General features: G+C 61.6%; 18 protein-coding genes and 1 pseudogene. 9 read left to right on the top strand and 10 right to left on the bottom strand.

Features of this window, described 5'->3' with window-relative positions; all coding sequences use genetic code 11:
- Nucleotides 1–151: 151 nt before the first annotated feature.
- Both KBY99_RS05905 and pstS read left to right on the top strand, forming a co-directional pair.
- The gene (locus KBY99_RS05905) at nt 152–1,834 is read left to right on the top strand and encodes an iron uptake porin (RefSeq protein ID WP_254997969.1); all 1,683 of its coding nucleotides are present in this window, start codon (nt 152–154) and stop codon (nt 1,832–1,834) included.
- A 208-nt stretch (nt 1,835–2,042) separates the two neighbouring features.
- A complete protein-coding gene (pstS, locus tag KBY99_RS05900) occupies nt 2,043–3,017 on the top strand; it encodes a phosphate ABC transporter substrate-binding protein PstS (protein WP_254997967.1) in 975 nt (324 codons plus the stop codon).
- 502 nt (nt 3,018–3,519) lie between these two features.
- Here pstS and arsJ read toward each other — a convergent pair.
- Both arsJ and KBY99_RS05890 read right to left on the bottom strand, forming a co-directional pair.
- Nucleotides 3,520–4,776 (bottom strand): organoarsenical effux MFS transporter ArsJ, encoded by a 1,257-nt coding sequence (arsJ, locus tag KBY99_RS05895; protein WP_254997966.1) that lies wholly within the window; start codon nt 4,774–4,776, stop codon nt 3,520–3,522.
- Nucleotides 4,777–4,785: 9 nt separating this feature from the next.
- Complete coding sequence (locus KBY99_RS05890) at nt 4,786–5,811, bottom strand: ArsJ-associated glyceraldehyde-3-phosphate dehydrogenase (protein WP_254997965.1); 1,026 nt, start codon at nt 5,809–5,811, stop codon at nt 4,786–4,788.
- A 78-nt stretch (nt 5,812–5,889) separates the two neighbouring features.
- Between KBY99_RS05890 and KBY99_RS05885 the strand changes: the two genes are divergently transcribed.
- The 4 genes from KBY99_RS05885 to KBY99_RS05870 all read left to right on the top strand — a co-directional run bounded on the left by KBY99_RS05885 (nt 5,890) and on the right by KBY99_RS05870 (nt 8,416).
- A complete protein-coding gene (locus KBY99_RS05885) occupies nt 5,890–6,216 on the top strand; it encodes an ArsR/SmtB family transcription factor (RefSeq protein ID WP_254997964.1) in 327 nt (108 codons plus the stop codon).
- Nucleotides 6,213–7,280, top strand: a complete 1,068-nt coding sequence (gene arsB, locus KBY99_RS05880) for an ACR3 family arsenite efflux transporter (protein WP_409996537.1) — start codon at nt 6,213–6,215, stop codon at nt 7,278–7,280. Before KBY99_RS05885 ends, arsB begins: the two co-directional genes overlap by 4 nt.
- 151 nt (nt 7,281–7,431) lie before the next feature.
- Nucleotides 7,432–7,671, top strand: coding sequence for a hypothetical protein (locus KBY99_RS05875; RefSeq protein WP_254997962.1), 240 nt, complete (start codon nt 7,432–7,434; stop codon nt 7,669–7,671).
- Between the two features lie 67 nt (nt 7,672–7,738).
- The gene (locus tag KBY99_RS05870) at nt 7,739–8,416 is read left to right on the top strand and encodes a CPP1-like family protein (protein ID WP_254997959.1); all 678 of its coding nucleotides are present in this window, start codon (nt 7,739–7,741) and stop codon (nt 8,414–8,416) included.
- Nucleotides 8,417–8,476: 60 nt separating this feature from the next.
- On the opposite strand, the gene hslO is transcribed toward KBY99_RS05870, so the two are convergent.
- A complete protein-coding gene (hslO, locus tag KBY99_RS05865; RefSeq protein ID WP_254997958.1) occupies nt 8,477–9,394 on the bottom strand; it encodes an Hsp33 family molecular chaperone HslO in 918 nt (305 codons plus the stop codon).
- Nucleotides 9,391–10,071: an ABC transporter ATP-binding protein gene (locus KBY99_RS05860; RefSeq protein ID WP_254942637.1), complete on the bottom strand. Its 681-nt coding sequence runs from the start codon at nt 10,069–10,071 to the stop codon at nt 9,391–9,393. Before KBY99_RS05860 ends, hslO begins: the two co-directional genes overlap by 4 nt.
- Nucleotides 10,072–10,132: 61 nt before the next feature.
- Between KBY99_RS05860 and KBY99_RS05855 the strand changes: the two are divergent.
- Both KBY99_RS05855 and KBY99_RS05850 read left to right on the top strand, forming a co-directional pair.
- Nucleotides 10,133–10,576, top strand: a pseudogene (locus KBY99_RS05855) (DUF3531 family protein); the annotation flags it as partial.
- A gap of 122 nt (nt 10,577–10,698) precedes the next feature.
- Nucleotides 10,699–11,481, top strand: coding sequence for a 16S rRNA (uracil(1498)-N(3))-methyltransferase (locus KBY99_RS05850; RefSeq protein ID WP_254997956.1), 783 nt, complete (start codon nt 10,699–10,701; stop codon nt 11,479–11,481).
- Between the two features lies 1 nt (nt 11,482).
- Here KBY99_RS05850 and KBY99_RS05845 read toward each other — a convergent pair whose 3' ends face one another.
- Nucleotides 11,483–11,938: a hypothetical protein gene (locus KBY99_RS05845; protein ID WP_254997955.1), complete on the bottom strand. Its 456-nt coding sequence runs from the start codon at nt 11,936–11,938 to the stop codon at nt 11,483–11,485.
- 43 nt (nt 11,939–11,981) lie between these two features.
- Between KBY99_RS05845 and KBY99_RS05840 the strand changes: the two genes are divergently transcribed.
- Nucleotides 11,982–12,755, top strand: coding sequence for a DUF92 domain-containing protein (locus KBY99_RS05840; RefSeq protein ID WP_254997953.1), 774 nt, complete (start codon nt 11,982–11,984; stop codon nt 12,753–12,755).
- Here KBY99_RS05840 and KBY99_RS05835 read toward each other — a convergent pair.
- The 5 genes from KBY99_RS05835 to KBY99_RS05815 all read right to left on the bottom strand — a co-directional run bounded on the left by KBY99_RS05835 (nt 12,713) and on the right by KBY99_RS05815 (nt 16,989).
- The gene (locus KBY99_RS05835) at nt 12,713–13,654 is read right to left on the bottom strand and encodes a sigma-70 family RNA polymerase sigma factor (RefSeq protein ID WP_254997950.1); all 942 of its coding nucleotides are present in this window, start codon (nt 13,652–13,654) and stop codon (nt 12,713–12,715) included. The two genes, KBY99_RS05840 and KBY99_RS05835, sit on opposite strands and share 43 nt — an antisense overlap.
- 105 nt (nt 13,655–13,759) lie before the next feature.
- Nucleotides 13,760–14,440 carry a GDSL-type esterase/lipase family protein gene (locus KBY99_RS05830; RefSeq protein ID WP_254997947.1) on the bottom strand — a complete coding sequence of 227 codons (681 nt, stop codon included), beginning with the start codon at nt 14,438–14,440 and terminating at the stop codon, nt 13,760–13,762.
- Nucleotides 14,397–15,983 (bottom strand): PhnE/PtxC family ABC transporter permease, encoded by a 1,587-nt coding sequence (locus KBY99_RS05825; protein ID WP_254997946.1) that lies wholly within the window; start codon nt 15,981–15,983, stop codon nt 14,397–14,399. Before KBY99_RS05825 ends, KBY99_RS05830 begins: the two co-directional genes overlap by 44 nt.
- Nucleotides 15,980–16,726 (bottom strand): ATP-binding cassette domain-containing protein, encoded by a 747-nt coding sequence (locus KBY99_RS05820; RefSeq protein ID WP_254997944.1) that lies wholly within the window; start codon nt 16,724–16,726, stop codon nt 15,980–15,982. The genes KBY99_RS05825 and KBY99_RS05820 overlap by 4 nt, the downstream gene beginning before the upstream one ends.
- Nucleotides 16,727–16,758: 32 nt before the next feature.
- Entirely contained in the window at nt 16,759–16,989 is a 231-nt protein-coding gene (locus KBY99_RS05815) for a hypothetical protein (RefSeq protein WP_254997943.1), read from the bottom strand.
- Between the last annotated feature and the right edge of the window lie 102 nt (nt 16,990–17,091).

Genomic DNA, 17,091 nt, shown 5'->3' with positions numbered 1-17,091 from the left:
TAGCCACAGCACCTGAGCATCAGACTTGCCGCATGTGCTGTGTCCTGGAACACCCAATGCATGTAGTCCGCTTGCTCGTAGTTGCCAAGCGCGCTCGATAAGTTGCCTCCGACTTCCTCTGTGAAGTCACCCCTATCGGTGTGAGGACCCGATGAATCTTTCCAAAAAATTGCTGCTGGCTCTTGCCGGCGCCAGCATTTCAGCACCCCTAGCCGCTTCTGCCCAAGAAGTAGCCTCGTTGAACGGCTCGGCCGCCATCAACGACTACATGCAGCAGCAAGACGTTGATCGCTTCCGCGCCTGGGAATCGAAAAACCAGGTGACCAGCGTCAATCAATTCTCTGATGTGCAGCCCACCGACTGGGCCTATCAGGCACTGAGCAATTTGGTGGAGAAGTACGGCTGTGTGGCCGGCTATCCCAACGGCAAGTTTAAGGGCGGTAACGCCATGACCCGCTATGAAGCGGCCGCCTTGCTGAACGCTTGCCTCGACCGCATCTCCGAGGTGACCGACGAGCTGCAAAAGCTGCTCAACGAGTTTGACTCCGAGCTCACCGTGCTCACCTCCCGGGTGGACGGCCTCGAGTCGAAGGTTGGCCAGCTCCAGGCCCAGCAGTTCTCCACTACCACCAAGCTGCGTGGTGAGGTGAGCTTCGTGATCGCGGGCGCCCCGAACTTCAACTCCAACGCTGGTGCGACCGCTGCGGTTCGTAATAGTGGTACCAGACTAACTGGCACGGGCGCGAACCAGCGCATTGAGTCCTGCACTCCAGGTGATCGTAATTGTATTGGTGGAATTGCGGCAACACGCGGATCAAAGCCCAATGCCACAACATTCAATTACGACGCTCGTCTAGCGTTTGATACCAGTTTCAGCGGCAAGGATCTGCTGCGCACCCGCCTGAGAAGCGGTAACTTCAGCAGCCTGCCCTTCGGTAGCGGCAGTCAGGTATTCAAGCTTGATAAGGCTGAGCAATCTCAGGGAACAGGTACCAGCAGCAACGTCTGGATCGATCGCCTCTTCTACACCTTCCCTGTGGGCGATGAGATCAAGCTTACCGCCGGTGCTCTGGTGCGTAACACTGAGATCCTTACCTTCATCCCCAGCGCCTACAAGGCCGACATTCTCGACTTCTTTAATCTGGCTGGTGTCTCCGGTACCTATAACAAGGCAACCGGTGCTGGCTTCGGCTTCAACTGGAAGCAGAAAGTAGCCAAGGGCAAGCCCTTCCTCGTCTTTGACGCAAACTACGTTGCTCAAAGCAGCTTCGACAATTCCACTATTGGCGCCTTCGATTCCGATAGCGGTATCAACTTCTTAACCCAGTTTGGTGTGCGCGGCCCCAACTACGGTGCTGCGATTGCCTATCGTTATGGTTCGGCTAACTCCGCTCTGAGGGATGCCAACCTGGCCAATTCCGTCGTAGTCAGCGGCAAGAGTCTTAATGGTGTCTCCATTGCTGGCTTCTGGGAGCCCCTAGATTCCGGCTGGGTTCCTTCGATCAGCGCTGGCTACGGTTATTACGATGGTGGTACCGGAATCGCCAGTGCAACCTCGACTACAACAATCACCACCCAATCCTGGATGGTTGGTTTGCAGTGGAAGGATGTGTTCCTGAAGGGCAACAACGCGGGCTTTGCCTTCGGCCAAGCACCCTTCTCGACCGACACGAACGTGGCAAGCTCCCAGTCCATGATGTACGAGTTTTTCTACAAGTATCAAGTCTCCGACAATATTTCCGTTACTCCAGCTATTTTCTGGGTTAACGATTATCAGCGCAACGCAGGCTCTTACACCTGGGGTGGCGTGATTCAAACCACGTTCCGCTTCTGATCCCTGGTTAGCTTCTTAGCTCCTCACGCAGTCCTCTGCTGCCTATCTCACACTTCCCAAGCCTCCCCATTTCGGGGAGGCTTTTTTGTAGTTGGCGTTTGCCTATTCAGGGCGATCATCACCCATTGCTTTGCCGCCCCTTAATGGCCTCATAACGTTAGCCAGGGAGGTGGGTTGCTAATATTTTTTCGGAACTGTCTTCTACTTAATGACTTTCCTGAAGCGATCTTTTACTACTCTGGTCTTTGCTGGGCTCATCGGCGGAGCGGCTTCCCAGGCTGCCGTGCGCTTGGCTGGTGCCGGTGCCACGTTCCCTGATGCGATTTATTCCCGCTGGTTTTCCATGCTGGCCAAATCGGGTGGCCCCAAGGTGAATTATCAGGCCATTGGCTCTGGTGGTGGCCGCAAGGCATTCATCAACGAAACCGTTGCTTTCGGTGCCAGCGATGACCCGATCAGCGAAAAGGATATCAAGAGCGTGTCACGCGGCGTGGTTCAGATCCCCACCGTGGGCGGCTCAATTGCTGTGGCCTACAACAAGTCTGGCTGCTCCCTGAAGCTCACCCAGAAGCAGGTTGTTTCGATCTTCATGGGGTCGATCAACAACTGGAAGCAGCTCGGATGCGCTGATGGCAAGATCACCGTGGTGCACCGTTCCGACGGCTCTGGCACCACCGCGGCTTTCACCGAATCCCTGCAGTCGTTCTCGAAAGAATGGACTATCGGTAACGGCAAGTCCGTGAACTGGAAAGTGGGTGTGGGTGGCAAGGGTAACGACGGTGTTGCCGGTACGATGAATACCACGGAGGGCTCCATTGGATACTTGAACCAGGCCTTCGTGAAGGGCAAACTGAAGGCCGCTGCCGTACAGAACAAGGCGGGTGAATTCACTCTTCCCACTGCTGCCGCCGGTGCCAAGGCTCTGGCTGACATCAAGCTTGATAAGAACTTGGCTGGTGGCAATCCCAACCCATCCGCCAAGGGTGCTTATCCGATCGCCACGCTTACCTATCTCCTCTTCTACGCCAAGGGGAATGGGGCCAAGGCAGAGTCCCTGCGTGAAATGGCGACCTTCATCCTGAGTGACAAGGCCCAGGCCATTGCCGACGACCTCGGCTACGTGCCCCTCCGCGACTCGATTCAGGCTTCAGCTCAGAAGGCTGTAGCACGGATTAAGGAGTGATCGTCCGGATCTTGTGATCCATTTAGCAAGGGGGCTCAATGAGCCCCCTTTTTTGATGGGCTGCGATCGGCGTGGAAGCGCCATTTTGGCCAGATTAATTCCCCGTCAGCGCAGGAGCCAAAAGTTCTGCCAACGGGATTTTGATTTCCCTGTCACTTGACTGGCTATTGCTTAAAACCAGCCTAAGTATCAATTGCAATCGATGCATTCTCTGTTGGTCAAATTATGCCTTGGCAATGTTTCGTGGGCCAACTCCCGCTTCACTGCTGGCCTTGCCGCAATGTAACCAATAAGGGATAATGAGTCTAAATTGCTGCTACATATGCTCTGGTTGTCTTCTGCTGTCGGGCAGGTAGTGCTGCATTTATTCCTCTGAGCATAAGAGCTGCATCCTTGTCTCCAAATTGTTAACACTGGTTGGATATTTGTGCGCAAAAAGGTGCGTGGCCAATCCGCTGGCTTTTGGCGAAAAATCATTAACTCAGCTCGGTAGTCTTCAGAATTAGCTGGTTTCTATAAGCTGCCGAGGCGGCGTTGGCAGGCGAGTGCTCACTAAGGCAGCTAGAGCAACCATTATGGCCGAGCTCCACAGGCAAGTCTGAAGCCCTCCCAGCATAAATAGGGTTCCGGAGAGCACGGTGCCGAGTAGGCGGCCTGCTGCGTTTGCCATGTAATAGAAGCCCACATTTAGGCTCACAGATTCAGTGTCGGTGTATGCCAGCACCATGTAGCTGTGAATTGATGAATTCATCGCAAACACCACGCCAAATACGGCCAATCCCGCCACTACTGCTACCCCAGGCTGGCCAACCTCTCGCCACAACGCAATTGCAATCAGGGCTGGAATAGCGGTGAGGACCGCACTCCAAAACTGCACTGCTGCTACTCCTGGAGGTGCGCTCTGGCCCCAGGCCCTGCGCAGGGCCGGTGCCGACCCCTGCACTATTCCGTAGCAGATCACCCACAGGCCCATGAATCCGCCTACTTCCCAGGAGCGCCACCCCAGGGCGCTCTGTAGAAATACGGGTAGGGCCACCACAAACCATACGTCGCGAGCACCAAATAGGAAGAAGCGTGCCAGCGACAAAACGTTGATGCCGCGGCTCTTGGAAAACAGCGCTGTGAAGCCAGGCTTCTGTTTCATCTTGCCTATTTCTGCAGGCAGCACCAGGGTCACTAGGAAAGCCAAAAACAATCCGGCCGCCATTGCTGCCACCGCGAGATTGAAGCCGATTGTGGTGAGCAACACTCCGCCAAGAAAGAAGCCCACACCCTTGAGGGCATTTTTGGAGCCGGTGAGAATCGCTACCCACTTAAAAAGTTGACCCTCTCCCTTGCTGTGGTCTTCCGGAGTTTCAGGCACCACGGTTTTAATGGCGCTCTTGGCACTCATTTTGTTGAGATCTTTGGCTATGCCGCTGATCGCCTGGGCCACCATCACATAGGCCACGCTCCACCATTTGGGCCAGTCTTCAGCCACTGGGATCAGCATCAGCAGTGCCGCCACCTGCATTAAGGTGCCGCACCAGAGAGTTAGCCGCAGACCAAAGCGAGCTCCCAGCCAGCCGCCATAGAGGTTGGTGATGATGCCAAAAAACTCATAAAAAAGAAACAGAAAGGCGATCTCAAGGGTGCTGTAGCCAAGTTCGTGGAAGTGGAACACCACGAGCATGCGCAGGGCGCCATCGGTGAGGGTGAAGGCCCAGTAATTGGCCGTCACGATCATGTATTGCTGCAGGGCTGAAAGGGCGCGGCTCATGGCTCTGGCTCAGCGCTCGTCGATCAGGGCCACATGGCTCACCAGATCGGCCATGCGAGAGCTGTATCCCCACTCATTGTCATACCAGGCGTATACCTTGAGCTGGGTGCCATTAACGACCATGGTCGAGGCGGCATCGACGATGGCGCTGCGATCGTCATTTACATAATCAACTGAAACCAGCGGCCTGGTTTCGTAGCCAAGAATGCCGCGCAGTGTTCCGTTGGCAGCGACTTCAAAGGCGCTGTTTACCTCCTCCACTGTCACCTCGCGCCTTAGTTCAAATACCGCATCTGTGAGCGAGGCGTTCAGCAGCGGCACCCGCACGGCATGGCCGTTGAGTTTTCCTTGCAGCTCTGGAAAGATCAATCCAATCGCCTTGGCTGATCCTGTTGTGGTGGGGATCAGGCTCTGCATGCAAGAGCGGGCCCGGCGCAGGTCACTTTTAAAGCCATCCACCACTACCTGGGTGGCGGTGACGTCGTGGAGGGTGGTGATCGAGCCGTGCTTGATGCCAAAGCTCTCGTGAACCACCTTCACGACCGGTGCCAGGCAGTTGGTGGTGCAGGAGGCCGCTGTGAGCAAACGGTGCTGCTCCGGGTCGTAGAGCTGGTGATTGATGCCGAATACAACGTTGAGGGCCTCGGCCCCGGCGATCTCACCCTTCACTGGGCAGGCCACCACCACTCGCTTGAGGCCCACCTGGTCGAAGTAGGGCTGGAGTGTTTCCGGTGTTTTGAACTTGCCGCTGCACTCCAGCACCATCTCCACGCCAGCTTCCTTCCAGGGCACGGCTGTGGGATCGCTCTGGCGGCTGTAGCTCACCGCCTGGCTACCCACAAAGAAGCCGCGCGTATTTCCTTGCACCGCCTGTTGCCAGCGGCCATGAACGGAGTCGAAGGCGAGCAGGTGGGCGGCGGTTTGAGCATCACCGCCGCAATCGTTGACGTGGACAAGCTCAATGCCGGGACGGCCCCACAGGGCCCTAAACACCAGGCGGCCGATGCGGCCAAAGCCGTTGATGCCGATTTTCATGGCGCAGAGCCGACAATGGCGGTATGGATCGTCAGACCTTAAATCAACATCAGTTGATTGATCAACTAAAATTGGTACATGAGTGTTCTAGGTCACCCTGTGGCGCTTGATCCCACCAAGGCTCGGGCCCTGCTTAAGGCCATGGCAGATCCCCTCAGGCTCCAGGTGCTTGAAGCCTTGGGGGTTGGTGAGCGCTGTGTTTGTGAGCTCATCAGTGAGCTGGGCCTGGCCCAATCCAAGCTCTCTTTCCATCTCAAGGTGTTGCGAGAGGCTGGTTTGATTGAGGCCCGAGATGAGGGCCGCTGGGTGTACTACAGCCTGCGCACCGATGCGATTGAGCAGTTGCGCGGCTGGCTAGGGGATTTGGCTGCCAAATGCTCAACTCCTGCCCCCTCTTGCCGATGACCTCCCCTGCTCAAGAGCCCGTTTTGGCTCGACTTTCTTTACTTGATCGGCTTTTGCCGTTGTGGATCCTTTTGGCAATGGCGAGCGGTCTGTTGCTTGGTCGCCTGTTGCCTGGTCTTCAGTTGCTACTTGGCACCGTGCAGGTAGGCCACACCTCCCTGCCGATTGCGCTGGGGCTATTGATGATGCTGTATCCGGTGCTGGCTAAGGTTCGCTACGGGGAGCTCGCGCGGGTGGCCAGCGACCGCAAGCTGCTGGGACTTGCGCTTGGCTTGGTTTGGGGTTTGGGACCCTTGCTGATGTTCTGCCTGGCTTGGTTGTTTTTACCTGATCAGCCCGAATTTCGCACCGGTTTGATCCTGATCGGCATTGCCCCGTGCATTGCGATGGTGTTGATCTGGATTGATCTGGCTGGGGGCGATCGGGAAGCGGCTGCTTTGCTTGTGGCCATTAATTCCGTTATTCAGGTGCTCGCTTACGCCCTGCTTGGCAGCTTTTATCTTCAGATCCTGCCTGGCTGGCTTGGTCTTAATAGTGAGGCGGTGAATTTTTCGCTTTGGGAGATCGCCAAGGCGGTGATGATTTTTTTGGGAGTTCCTTTGCTTGCGGGCTTTCTCACCCGACGCATTGGCGTGCGAACTAAGGGTGTGCGCTGGTATGAAAAAACCTTTTTGCCACGGCTCGCTCCCTGGGCCCTTTATGGCCTGCTGTTCACGATTGTGGTGATGTTCGCCTTGCAGGGTCAGGCAATTACATCTGATCCGGTTCAAGTGTTGTGGATAGCCATTCCACTGTTCATTTATTTCGTTCTGATGTGGAGCCTGGCCCTTGTTATTGGCCGCTCTAGTGGTCTCGACTATCGCCGCACCTCGTCGCTCGCTTTCACTGCCGCTGGCAACAACTTTGAGCTGGCAATTGCCGTCAGTATCAGTGTTTGGGGTGTCACTTCCCAGCAGGCTCTGGCCGGGGTCGTTGGCCCCCTGATCGAGGTACCCGTTTTGGTGGGCCTGGTTTATGTCTCGCGGGCTTTGAGGCGATGGTTCCCTGTGGTTTATGAGAATTGAGCGCTTTCCCCTCCCAGGATCTTCACCGCACTGCTTCGGCTTTTGTGGCAACCACAAGCAACGGTCCTGGCGGGGCAACGGTCCCGGCAGGGGAACGCTCACGGCGGGGCGGCTGGCGCGCCAGACTGTTAAGTAACGAACCATTACAGTGATGCCCAAGCCTCTTTGGCTGGTGCGTCCCCGCCCAGACGGGGGCTGCGATTACGTGAGTTTCCTGCCCGCCCAGGGACCTATTGGTGCGACCACGGTTGAGATGCGGGAAGGTAGCCACTTGCCACCCCAGCTTCCCCTGCTCAAACACCGCAAGCGACTCGGGGCTGAGGAAGCCGAGAGCTGCAGCCGCCGACTGCAACTCGAGTCTGGATTTCTCTCCTGTGAGCCCCTGTTTTAGTCATGCCTCGATACCCTGATTCCAGGGATCGATTTGTGATCCCCCCTGTGCCGTTCCGCGGCTTGTCATGACCCAACGCTCCGACCAGCCATCACCTGCTGCCGACCCGTCTGGCCCTTACGAGCTGCTGGGTGTGCCTGCTGATGCTGGCTTCGACGAGGTGCAGGCGGCCAAATTGGCCCGGCTCGACGAGGTGGGTGACGACACCATGGCGCGCTCGCGGATCGAGGCTGCCTACGACGCTGTCTTAATGGAGCGCCTCAAAGAGCGTCAGCAGGGTCGCGTGAGTAGCGCGGCTAAGTCCGCCTCCCAGCGGGAGCAACTGGCGCCGCCGCCCCCCAAGCTGGCAGTACCTGCCCTGCCTCAGCTTCAGTTGCCCAGGGTTTCCGCTCCCCAGCTCAGGCTTCCTGGCTTGGCTCTAGCCACTGGTCGGGAGCTCTGGTTTCCCCTGGCCACATCTGGGGCTCTACTGCTCCTACTGCTGCTCGCTCCAGGCTTCCCTCCGGATCTGGTGCTTGCCTTTGCTACTGCAATGGCAGTTATCAACCTGCAGTGGCGTAACCGCCGCTTCCTGGCTGCGGTGGGCTGGGGCTTCGCCCTTCTCTGCGCCGGGTTGCTGGTGGGCGCGATTTTGGCCGGTGCTCTCTCCAGCACCTTGCCGCTTGGGTTGCCATTGAACCTGACCCAAGTGCAAAGCCTGCCGGCTCTGCTGCTGTTGTTGCTTGGTGCCCTGCTGATTGGTTGATTTGGTTAATGACTTAACCAGCTAATTGTTTGATTATTGGAACAGCCCAGGCATTGCTGTCTACATGCCAGGAGCGAACTCTGCGATTAGTTCGATAAGTTCTCCTGACCCAACCGTGTAGATCTCATTACAGAAGTGGCAGGTAAGTTCGGCATGGCCGTCTTCCACTAAAATTGAGTTGAGTTCGGCGTGGCCAAGCAGTTTCAGGGCGCTGACGCTGCGCTCCCGGCTGCAGGGGCAGTGGAACCGCACCGGCGTACAGGCCTCAGCATCTTCCAGGGGCTGGGGATCGAGGTCTGGGAAAATATCTTCGAGCAGGTTGTGTAGCTGGCCTTCGCACTCGGCTAGTCGTTGGCTGAAGTGCTTTACCTCGCGGCAGCGCTCCTCGAGAAGGGCCACTAGCGCTGGTTCGCGGGCGGCCTTTGGCATCACCTGCACCAGCACGCCGCCACTGCAAACCACACCACTCTTGTCGAGCTGCTCGCCCACGAATACCGCTGAAGGGGTCTGCTCGGAGTGCAGCAGATAGGAAGCCAGGTCTTCGCCGATGCCGCCGCTCACCAGCTCCACCGTTGAGCTGAAGGGCTCGCCTTCACCCAGATCTCGCACCACGTGCAGATAGCCGGTGCCGCAGGCGGTTTTGAAGTCAAAGTGGGCCAGGCCTTCTGGATCTTTCAGCAGCTCGAGCTCCAAGCCCGGGTAGCCCACATGGCCGCGCACAGTGCCGTTGCGGCCCGCATCCACCATCAGGCCCTTCAAGGGGCCATCGGAGGCAATCCGCAGGTTGACGCGGCCATGGGCCACCTTCATCGAGCTGGCCAGCAGCAGCCCAGCCGTCATGGCCCGGCCCAGCAGGGCACTGGCGAGAAAAGAGAGCTGGTGGCGCTCCCTGGCGGTGCGGCTGGCCTGGGTGGTGCTGACCGCCACCATGCGGATGCCGCCGCCGGCGGCCGTGGCCCGGAGAAGTTGGTCGCTCAAGGCTGGTTTTCCTGGGGTGTGGCCATCGTTGGGGCCATCGTAGGCAGCGCGCCGAAAGGTTCCAGCTGGCCCCGCTCCAGTCGCCAGCCGCCATCGATCACGCCGCGAAATAGCTCCGGCTCGTGGGTGACCACCAGCACGGCCCGTTCCTGGGACAGGGCCGCCAACAGCTCCAGGATTTCGCCACGAACAGCCCAGTCGAGGCCTGCGGTGGGTTCATCCAGCAGCAGCACCCGGGGGTTGCGCAGCAGCTGCACTGCCAGGGCCAGGCGCCTTTGCTGGCCGCCGCTGAGCTGCTCCGGCGCCTGCTGCAATGACAACCCTTCCATACCCACCAGCTGCAGGGCTGCCTGGGCCTCTTCTGCTGTGAGCCGGCGGTGACCGAGCTTCAGCTCCTGCCCCACGCTGAGGCCGAGGAAATGGCGCTCCGGAAACTGAAACACCAGGCCGCATAGCCAGCGCAGCTGGCGACCATTGAGCCGCTCGCCTTCCCACAGCACCTGGCCGCTAGAGGGCTCGGCCAAGCCGCTTATCACCTCCAGCAGGGTGGTTTTGCCACTGCCACTGCGGCCGGCTACCAGGGAAGCGCGGCCCACGGCCAGGGTGAGGCTGACGCCGCAGAGCACCGGTGCCACCGCCGTGGCCGGTTGGTAGCTGACGTTGCGGAGCTCAAGCATCCCCCCAGCATGCCGGCGGGCGTGTTTGATTGAGCCAGTTCTCTGTTGCAGCCAATCCGCCATGGAGGTGCGTTTCCGCGAATTCAATCCCTTCAACTGCTGGATCTGGATGCGTTTCCCCCACCCGGTGGGTTCGGGTGAGCGCGGTTACTTGGAAACCGCCTTCGATAGTTGGTTTTACCTGGGCAAGTTGGGGGGCTTCAACGCCGAAAACCTCCAGGCCCACGAGGAGGGCGCGGAGCTGGGCTGGATGGCCTACAGCCACGAAGCTGCTGCCGGCGCCCTGCCAGCCCTGATGCACAACATGGGCCCTATGGAATATCAGGAGGAGTGGGCGCGCTGCTGGGTGGATCTCGGCACAAGTGATGCCTTCGCCCTCGATGTGTTGATCAATGCCCTGGGCCAGCTCAACAACGACGTGCTCGAAATTGAGGAGTTGCTGATTGGTGGCCTCAACGACGACTGGCCGATCGAGGAGCAACCCGATGCCCTGTTCCCTGGCCTCGATGAGCTTGAGGACGAAGACAACGATGAAGATGACAACGACGAAGATGACGAAGATGACGAAGACGATGGTGAAGTTGGCGAAGATTACGAAGACCCCCAGTCCCGCGACTAGGAAGCAGCGTGACTCGGGATCTACGCCGTCTGCTAATCACCCCCGGTCGCTTGCCCGCCGGCCCCTCTGCTGGCGCTGAGCTGGAGCTGGATCGCCAGGAGCTCCACTACCTCAACCGGGTGCTGCGCTTGCGCCCCGGTGATCGCTTTGCGGTGGTGGATGGGGCAGGCAGTCTCTGGACTGCCCTGCTGGGTCCTGCCGATCAGGCTCTGCTGGAGCAGCCCCCCAGCTCCCCCCTGGCGTTTGAGCCTCCACCGGCGCCGCCACTGCAGCTGGCGGTGGCCCTGCCAAAGCGCGATGCCGACGTGTTGTTGCGCATGGCCTGTGAACTTGGTGTGGATCGGTTCACCTCTTTACAGGCCCAGCGCAGCGTTGCCGCCGACTCCCTGAAGCCGGAGCGAGCAGAGGCGATCCTGCGGGAGGCGGTGGAGCAGTGTGAGCGACTGTGGCAACCCCAGCTGGAAACGCTGCGGCCAGCTGCCGAGCTGCTGGGGGCCCCGCCGCCCGGTGGTTCAGGCCGGGGGCTGCTGTGCACCGCCAGACGGCCGGGCCTGGCCCTGCTAGCCCAGGCGCTGGAGCGCTTAGGAGACCCTCCTGGTGCCAGCAAGCCGCTCACTGTGGCGATTGGCCCCGAGGGGGGCTGGACTCCAGGGGAGGAAGCCTTGGCGCTGGCCCACGGATGGCAAGCCGTGAGTTTGGGCCCCACGATCTTGCGTTGCAGCACCGCTGCAGTGTCGGCAGCAGGGCTGCTAAGCCACTGGCGTGCCCAGCAGATTGGCGCGCCCAGCTGAGTTAGTTGCGGAACATGCCGGAGGCCATCGCCTTATAACCAGCCAGGTTTGCGCCGGCTAGGCGGCGGCGGCTGGGCAGAGCGTTGGCGGGGTTGAGGCAGTCGGGGGCGAAGGTGGCGTTGCTGGGTGGGGGCAGGGCCTCCTGGGCGGCCCGCAATTCGGCAGCGATCGCTTCAGCAGTGGTGGGTGCCGTGCCTGCTGGCGCTGGGCTCGCTGGCGTTGCTGCTGCAGCAGCAGCTGGAGTGGACGAGCCAATTCCTATTTGGAAAGTTGCCGCTTGGCTGGCTTCCGGTTCGCTGGGATCGGGCTTGGCCTCGGCGATCGCCACCTGCGCTGGTGTGGCCCCTTCGCTGCCCAGATCCAAGAAGAAGGAGGCCTTGCGGTTGAACACCATCACGGCAGCAGCGTCGTAATGGGGATTATCCGTTGCTGCGCTGCCCTGTGACGCTGCTGCCACGCTGTGCAACACACTTTGTTGGCGCCGCTGCTGCCCTGTGCTGATGTCTGCCCAGGCCCTTGTAGTGCCTGCCCTGCTCTCCCCTGCACTCGTCGCCCCCCAGACCTGGAGCCACTGGCTCCTGGCCCTGGCCCTCAATGCGGTGCTGATCTTCCTTGCCCAGCGCCTGCCCCTGCTCACCCGCGCTGGCTGGGTGCATGCCGGCATCCTCGGCAGCTTGCTGTGGGGTTGCCTCGGCCTGCGGGGCTGGCTGGCGGTGGTGATCTATCTGGCTCTGGGCTCCCTGGTGACGCGCCTGGGCTTTCGCACCAAGCAGGCGCGGGGATTGGCGGAGGCGCGGGGCGGGTTGCGAGGGCCGGAGAACGTTTGGGGTTCGGCCGCTACTGGTGCCCTACTGGCTGGCGCCGCCGCCCTGGCGCCGGCAGCGGCGCCGCTTCTGCTGGTTGGTTTTGCTGCCAGCTTCGCCGCCAAGTTGGCCGACACATTCGGCAGTGAAATCGGCAAGCGCTGGGGGCGCCACACGCTGCTGATCACCACCTTGCGTCCGGTGCCCCCCGGCACGGAAGGGGCGATCAGCTTGGAGGGCACCGCCGCCAGCCTGGCGGGCAGTGCGCTGATGGCGGCCCTGATGCTCGCCCTGGGGCTGCTGGCTGGCAGCGGCGCCTGGCTGCTTGTGACCCTGGTGGGACTGGGGGCCACCTTGATCGAAAGCCTGATCGGAGCCAGCTTCCAACAGCGTCTGGGCTGGCTCAGCAACGAGCTGGTGAACGGGCTTCAGACGGCGATCGCGGCGCTGCTTGCCATGGCGTTCTCCTGAAGCCAGGCCAGCAGGGCCTCGCCACGCTGCCGGGCTTGGCGGCTGCTGAGCTTGTGCTCATGGGCCAGCTCGCACCAGCCCAGACCCTCGATCCAGTGACCCAGCAGCAACCTCTGCTCGATGCCGCCCAGCCGGCTTAGCTGAGCCTGCAACCAATGGGCCTCTGAAATCCTCGCGCCAGCCGTCAGATCTTCGCTCGGATCGTTGCACATCGGATCGCTGCTCGGATCGTCGCCGGCGTTATTTGCGGCTGTTGAACCGGCTGCCAGCTGGTCGAGCAGGGTGCCCGCCTGCTCGCCTTCGCCGCTGAGCGGGGCATCGAGACTTCGCACCTGCAGTGCCCGCTGCACTGCGCTGGCCTCCTCAAGTTGGGCGGTATTGCAACCGAGCTCTAAGGCCAGATCTGCGGCGGCAAGCGGTGCAAGGCCCTGGCTGCGGCGCTGCTCCTGTAGCCGCCTGGCCCGTTGCTGTAGCTCCCGCAGCCGCCGGGGGGTGTGCAGCGGCTGGCCGTGGTCGCGGACGTCGTGAAGCATGGCGCCGCGGATGTAGGGCACCGCATAGCTGCTGAGATTGCAGGTTTGGCGCAGGTCGAAGGTCTCTACGGCCCGGATCAGCCCCAGGCAGCCTGCAGACACCAGCTCATCAAAAGGTTGACCCGTGCGCTGGCTTTGGCGCTGGGCCACCATGCGCACCAGGGCCAGGTTGTGCTCCACCAGGGCGTTGCGCCACCAGAGCTTGGTTGCGGCGTCAGGGCTGGCGGCCATGGCCTCAAGCCAGCTGCGGTTGCGGGTGTGCAGCTGGGAGGGGCCCAGCTCGGCCTGGGCTGGATCGGCTTGGCCGCTGCGGCGCTGGCGGGCAGATGTTTTCGAGTGGGCAGTAGCTGGGAAGGCAGATGCCATGGGGGGGAGGCGTCGGTGTTTTTACCTTCGCCGCGGTGCCCATCCGGCTGGCTCCCCCAGGGCGGTGAAGCGCTCTCACCCGAATGGGTGATAAGACACCGCCGCTCAGTAGCCCAAGGGGGTGGGCTCTTGGCGCAGCTGCAGATCGGCCCAGTCCAGAAGGGCCGGCCAGGAGCGAACCCGCTCAAATACCCGGCGATGCCCCTCACTGTTGAGGTGCAGGCCGTCGTTGCTAAGCCATAGGGGCCAGTCGGAATCGGCCAGCAGCCCCTCCAGCAGGGGCAGGAACGGCACATTCGCCTCCAGGCAGGCCTCTTCCAGCAGGGCCTCGTAGCGACGGATGTCTGCCAGGGAATACCAGAGCACCCCGGCATAGGGCATGGCGCTCTCCTCCACCGGGGTGAGGCCGATCACATGCACCGCAGCGATCTCCTTGGCCTTGTGCAGCAGCTGCTGCAAGCCAAACAAAAAGCCTTCGGCATCCAGTTGGGGTCGCCCATCAGGCCGTCCCACCCGGGCGGTGTCGTTGAGGCCTATACCGAGCAGGATCCCCTGGGGCAGCTGGCGTCGGAGCTCACCGCGGCAGCCAACCTCAGCGCTGAGGCGGGCTGCCAGTCGCTCCAGGCCATCGCCACGCACGCCGAGGTTGTAGAGCACCGGGCCGCCCGGCAGTTCCATCCAGTGGCGCCGCAGCCGCTCGCACCAGCCCCCCTCAAGGGGATCACCCCAGCCAAAAACGCCGCTATCGCCAAGTGCCACCAGCTTCCTGGGGATGGCCATCACCATGGGGGGTCTCCAGCAGCCACTGGCGTGCGCGGTCGCTGAGATCTTCCCCCAGCAAGGTCAGCAGCGCATAGGCCAGCACAAGGGCCAGCAGTTGGTCGCCGGCAAACGAACTCAGGGCTTCCAGCAGCTGGCTGCCCAGGCCCGTGGCCCCAACCAGCCCCACTACCACCGATTCGCGCAAAATCACATCAGCCCGGTAGGCGCCATAGGCCAAGTAGGGACGCGCCAGGCCGCTGAAGCGGCCGTAGAGCAGGGCCAGGCGCGGACCCACCCCTGAGGCCAGCAGGGCCTGCTCCTTGTTGCCGCCACTGCTTTCGGCGGCTTCTAGTAGCAGGCGTCCGAGAATGCCCAGGTTGTGGAAGCCCAGGGCAAGGGCACCTGTAAGCACCCCGGGCTGGAGCACAAACAGAAGCAATAGCGCCGTTAGCGGTGGTGGCCATAGCCGGCCCAGGGCCCAAAGCCCCCTCACTAGCGCGCCCGCCGCAGGCCAGGGCGTCGCAAGCAGCAGTAGCAGCGGCGCCAGCCCTACAGCTAGGGCCGCGGCTACCAAGGTGAGTACCAGGGTATTGCCTATCAGGCTCGGCCAGGGCAGGGCGGCCACGGCTCCCCAGTCGGACGCGCCCAGCGGTGGCAGGCCTTGCCACTGCAACAGGGTGGCGGGCTGCACCTCCAGGCGCCATGCCACCAGCACCAGCACGGGCAGCATGGCCATTGCCACAGCCACCATCTCCTGACCCTGGCTGCCCACCCCCTGCTGGCTCAGGCCCAGCCGTGCCGGCATGGCCCAGCGACGCCGCAGCCAGCCCATCAGGGCCTCAAGCAGCAGCATCACCGCCAGTAGTAGCCACAGGCCGCTCCAAAGCTCGTTGAAGGCCAGCGATTGCAGGGTGAGGCGCAGCTCGGTGCCCAGCCCACCCAGGCCAAATACCCCCAGCAGGGTGGCGCTGCGCAAGGCGCATTCGAGCCGGTAGCCGCTGTAGCTGATCACCTGGGGCAGCAGGGGCGGCCCCAGGGCCGTGAATAGGGCGGTGGGGGCTGGGCTGCCGCCGCAGCGCAGGGCCTCCAGGCTGGCGGTGGGCAGGGCATCCAGCAGGTCGCTGATCACCCGGGCTACCAAAGCTCCAAAGGGAATGGCGATTGCTACTACCGCCACCACTGGTTGCAGTCCGACCACCTGCAGCAACAGCAGCCCCCAGAGCAGTTCGTGAATCGAGCGCGGTATGGCCAGCAGGCGGCGTATCCAGCTGGCTGGAGCGGCGCTGCCATAGCAGGTGCGCCACACCACCCTTGAACTAGCGATTCCCAGCACGAAGCCCAGCACCAGGCTGCCGGCCCAGCCCAGTAGGGCCATGCCGGCTGTTACGGCTAGGCCGCCCAGCACCGATCCCAGCACTATGGGATCAAGGGAAGGCCGCAGGGCTGCGGCAGCAAATTGGCCCACCAGCTCCCAGCCACCGCCATGGCTGATTCCCGGCAGCAACGCCAGCAGCGGCAGCACAACTAGGGCGGGCAGCAACACCCACAACGGCGCCGCTGGTCTCATGCCCCTGGGGTCCCGGCGTAAAGCTCCGCGAGCTGGCCTGGGTCAAGGCTGGCCATGGGTTGGTCAAAGACAAGGCGCCCGGCCCGCAGCCCCAGCACTCGATCGAAACCAGCCAGCAAATCGGGACGGTGCAGGCTCAGCAGCAAGGCCCGAGGCGGGTTTGCGAGCTCCAGCAGCAGGGTTAACAGCTCGCCGGCCAGGCGGGGATCAAGGCTGGCTAAGGGTTCATCGGCTAGTAGCAGTTGGGGCTCCTGTCGCAGTAGTCGGGCTAGGGCCACCCGCTGGCGCTGGCCGCCGGAGAGGGCGGAGACGGGCTGGTTGAGCAGGGCTGGATCGAGATCAAGCCGCTGCAGCATCGTTGCGCAGGCCTTGGTCTCCAGGGGCATCAGCAGGTTGAGCAGGGCCCGCGGCCAGCCCCAGACCGCTAGCCGGGCGGCGTTGAGGTTTTGCTGCACGGTGAGCTCCTCGATCAGGCGCAGGTCTTGCCAGAGGGTGCCGATCCGGGCCTGCTGCCGTCGTCGGGCCCGTCCGCTGCGGGCCCGTGCCTCCCCCTGCCAAAACACCCTGCCCTGCTGCGGGGTCAGCAAGCCATTGGCCACGGCAAGCAGGGTGCTTTTGCCAGCTCCGCTGGGACCCAGCAGGGCGATCCGTTCACCGGCATCAACCTGCAGCGACACCCGATCAAGGCGAGGCTGGCTGCGGCCCTTGACGGTGATGTCTTGGAGGATCAGTAGGGACGTCACATGCGGGCCTGGTTCATCTGGTCGTCGGGCTTCTAGCCTTGAGCGCTCAGAATTTCTTGCAGTTTTACCTGCAGGTTGTCGCGAACTTCCGGATCTCCCACCAGTCGCAGGATTCCGTCCCGCGGCCACCAGTTGAGCTTCAGATTGCTGACGCCATCTTCAAAGACGGCCAGCTCAAAAGCTCCCTTGTGTTGCCATTGACACGGCACACCTAGTTGGGCAACCAGCTCCTTGAGCTCGTCCAGGGATCCCTTGAACTCCACGGCGAACTAGGCGGCATTGAGATCCAGATTAGGCCCCTACAAACCGAAAACCTTCTGATTTCAGTAGCAACGGGCACGTTTGCCGAGGGCTTGATCGCTTTT

The organism is Cyanobium sp. Maggiore-St4-Cus (assembly GCF_024345615.1).
GTDB classification, from domain to species: Bacteria; Cyanobacteriota; Cyanobacteriia; order PCC-6307; family Cyanobiaceae; genus Cyanobium_A; species Cyanobium_A usitatum.
The sequence above is the reverse complement of the archived record's forward strand: the minus strand, read 5'-3'. Positions and strand labels throughout refer to the sequence as shown.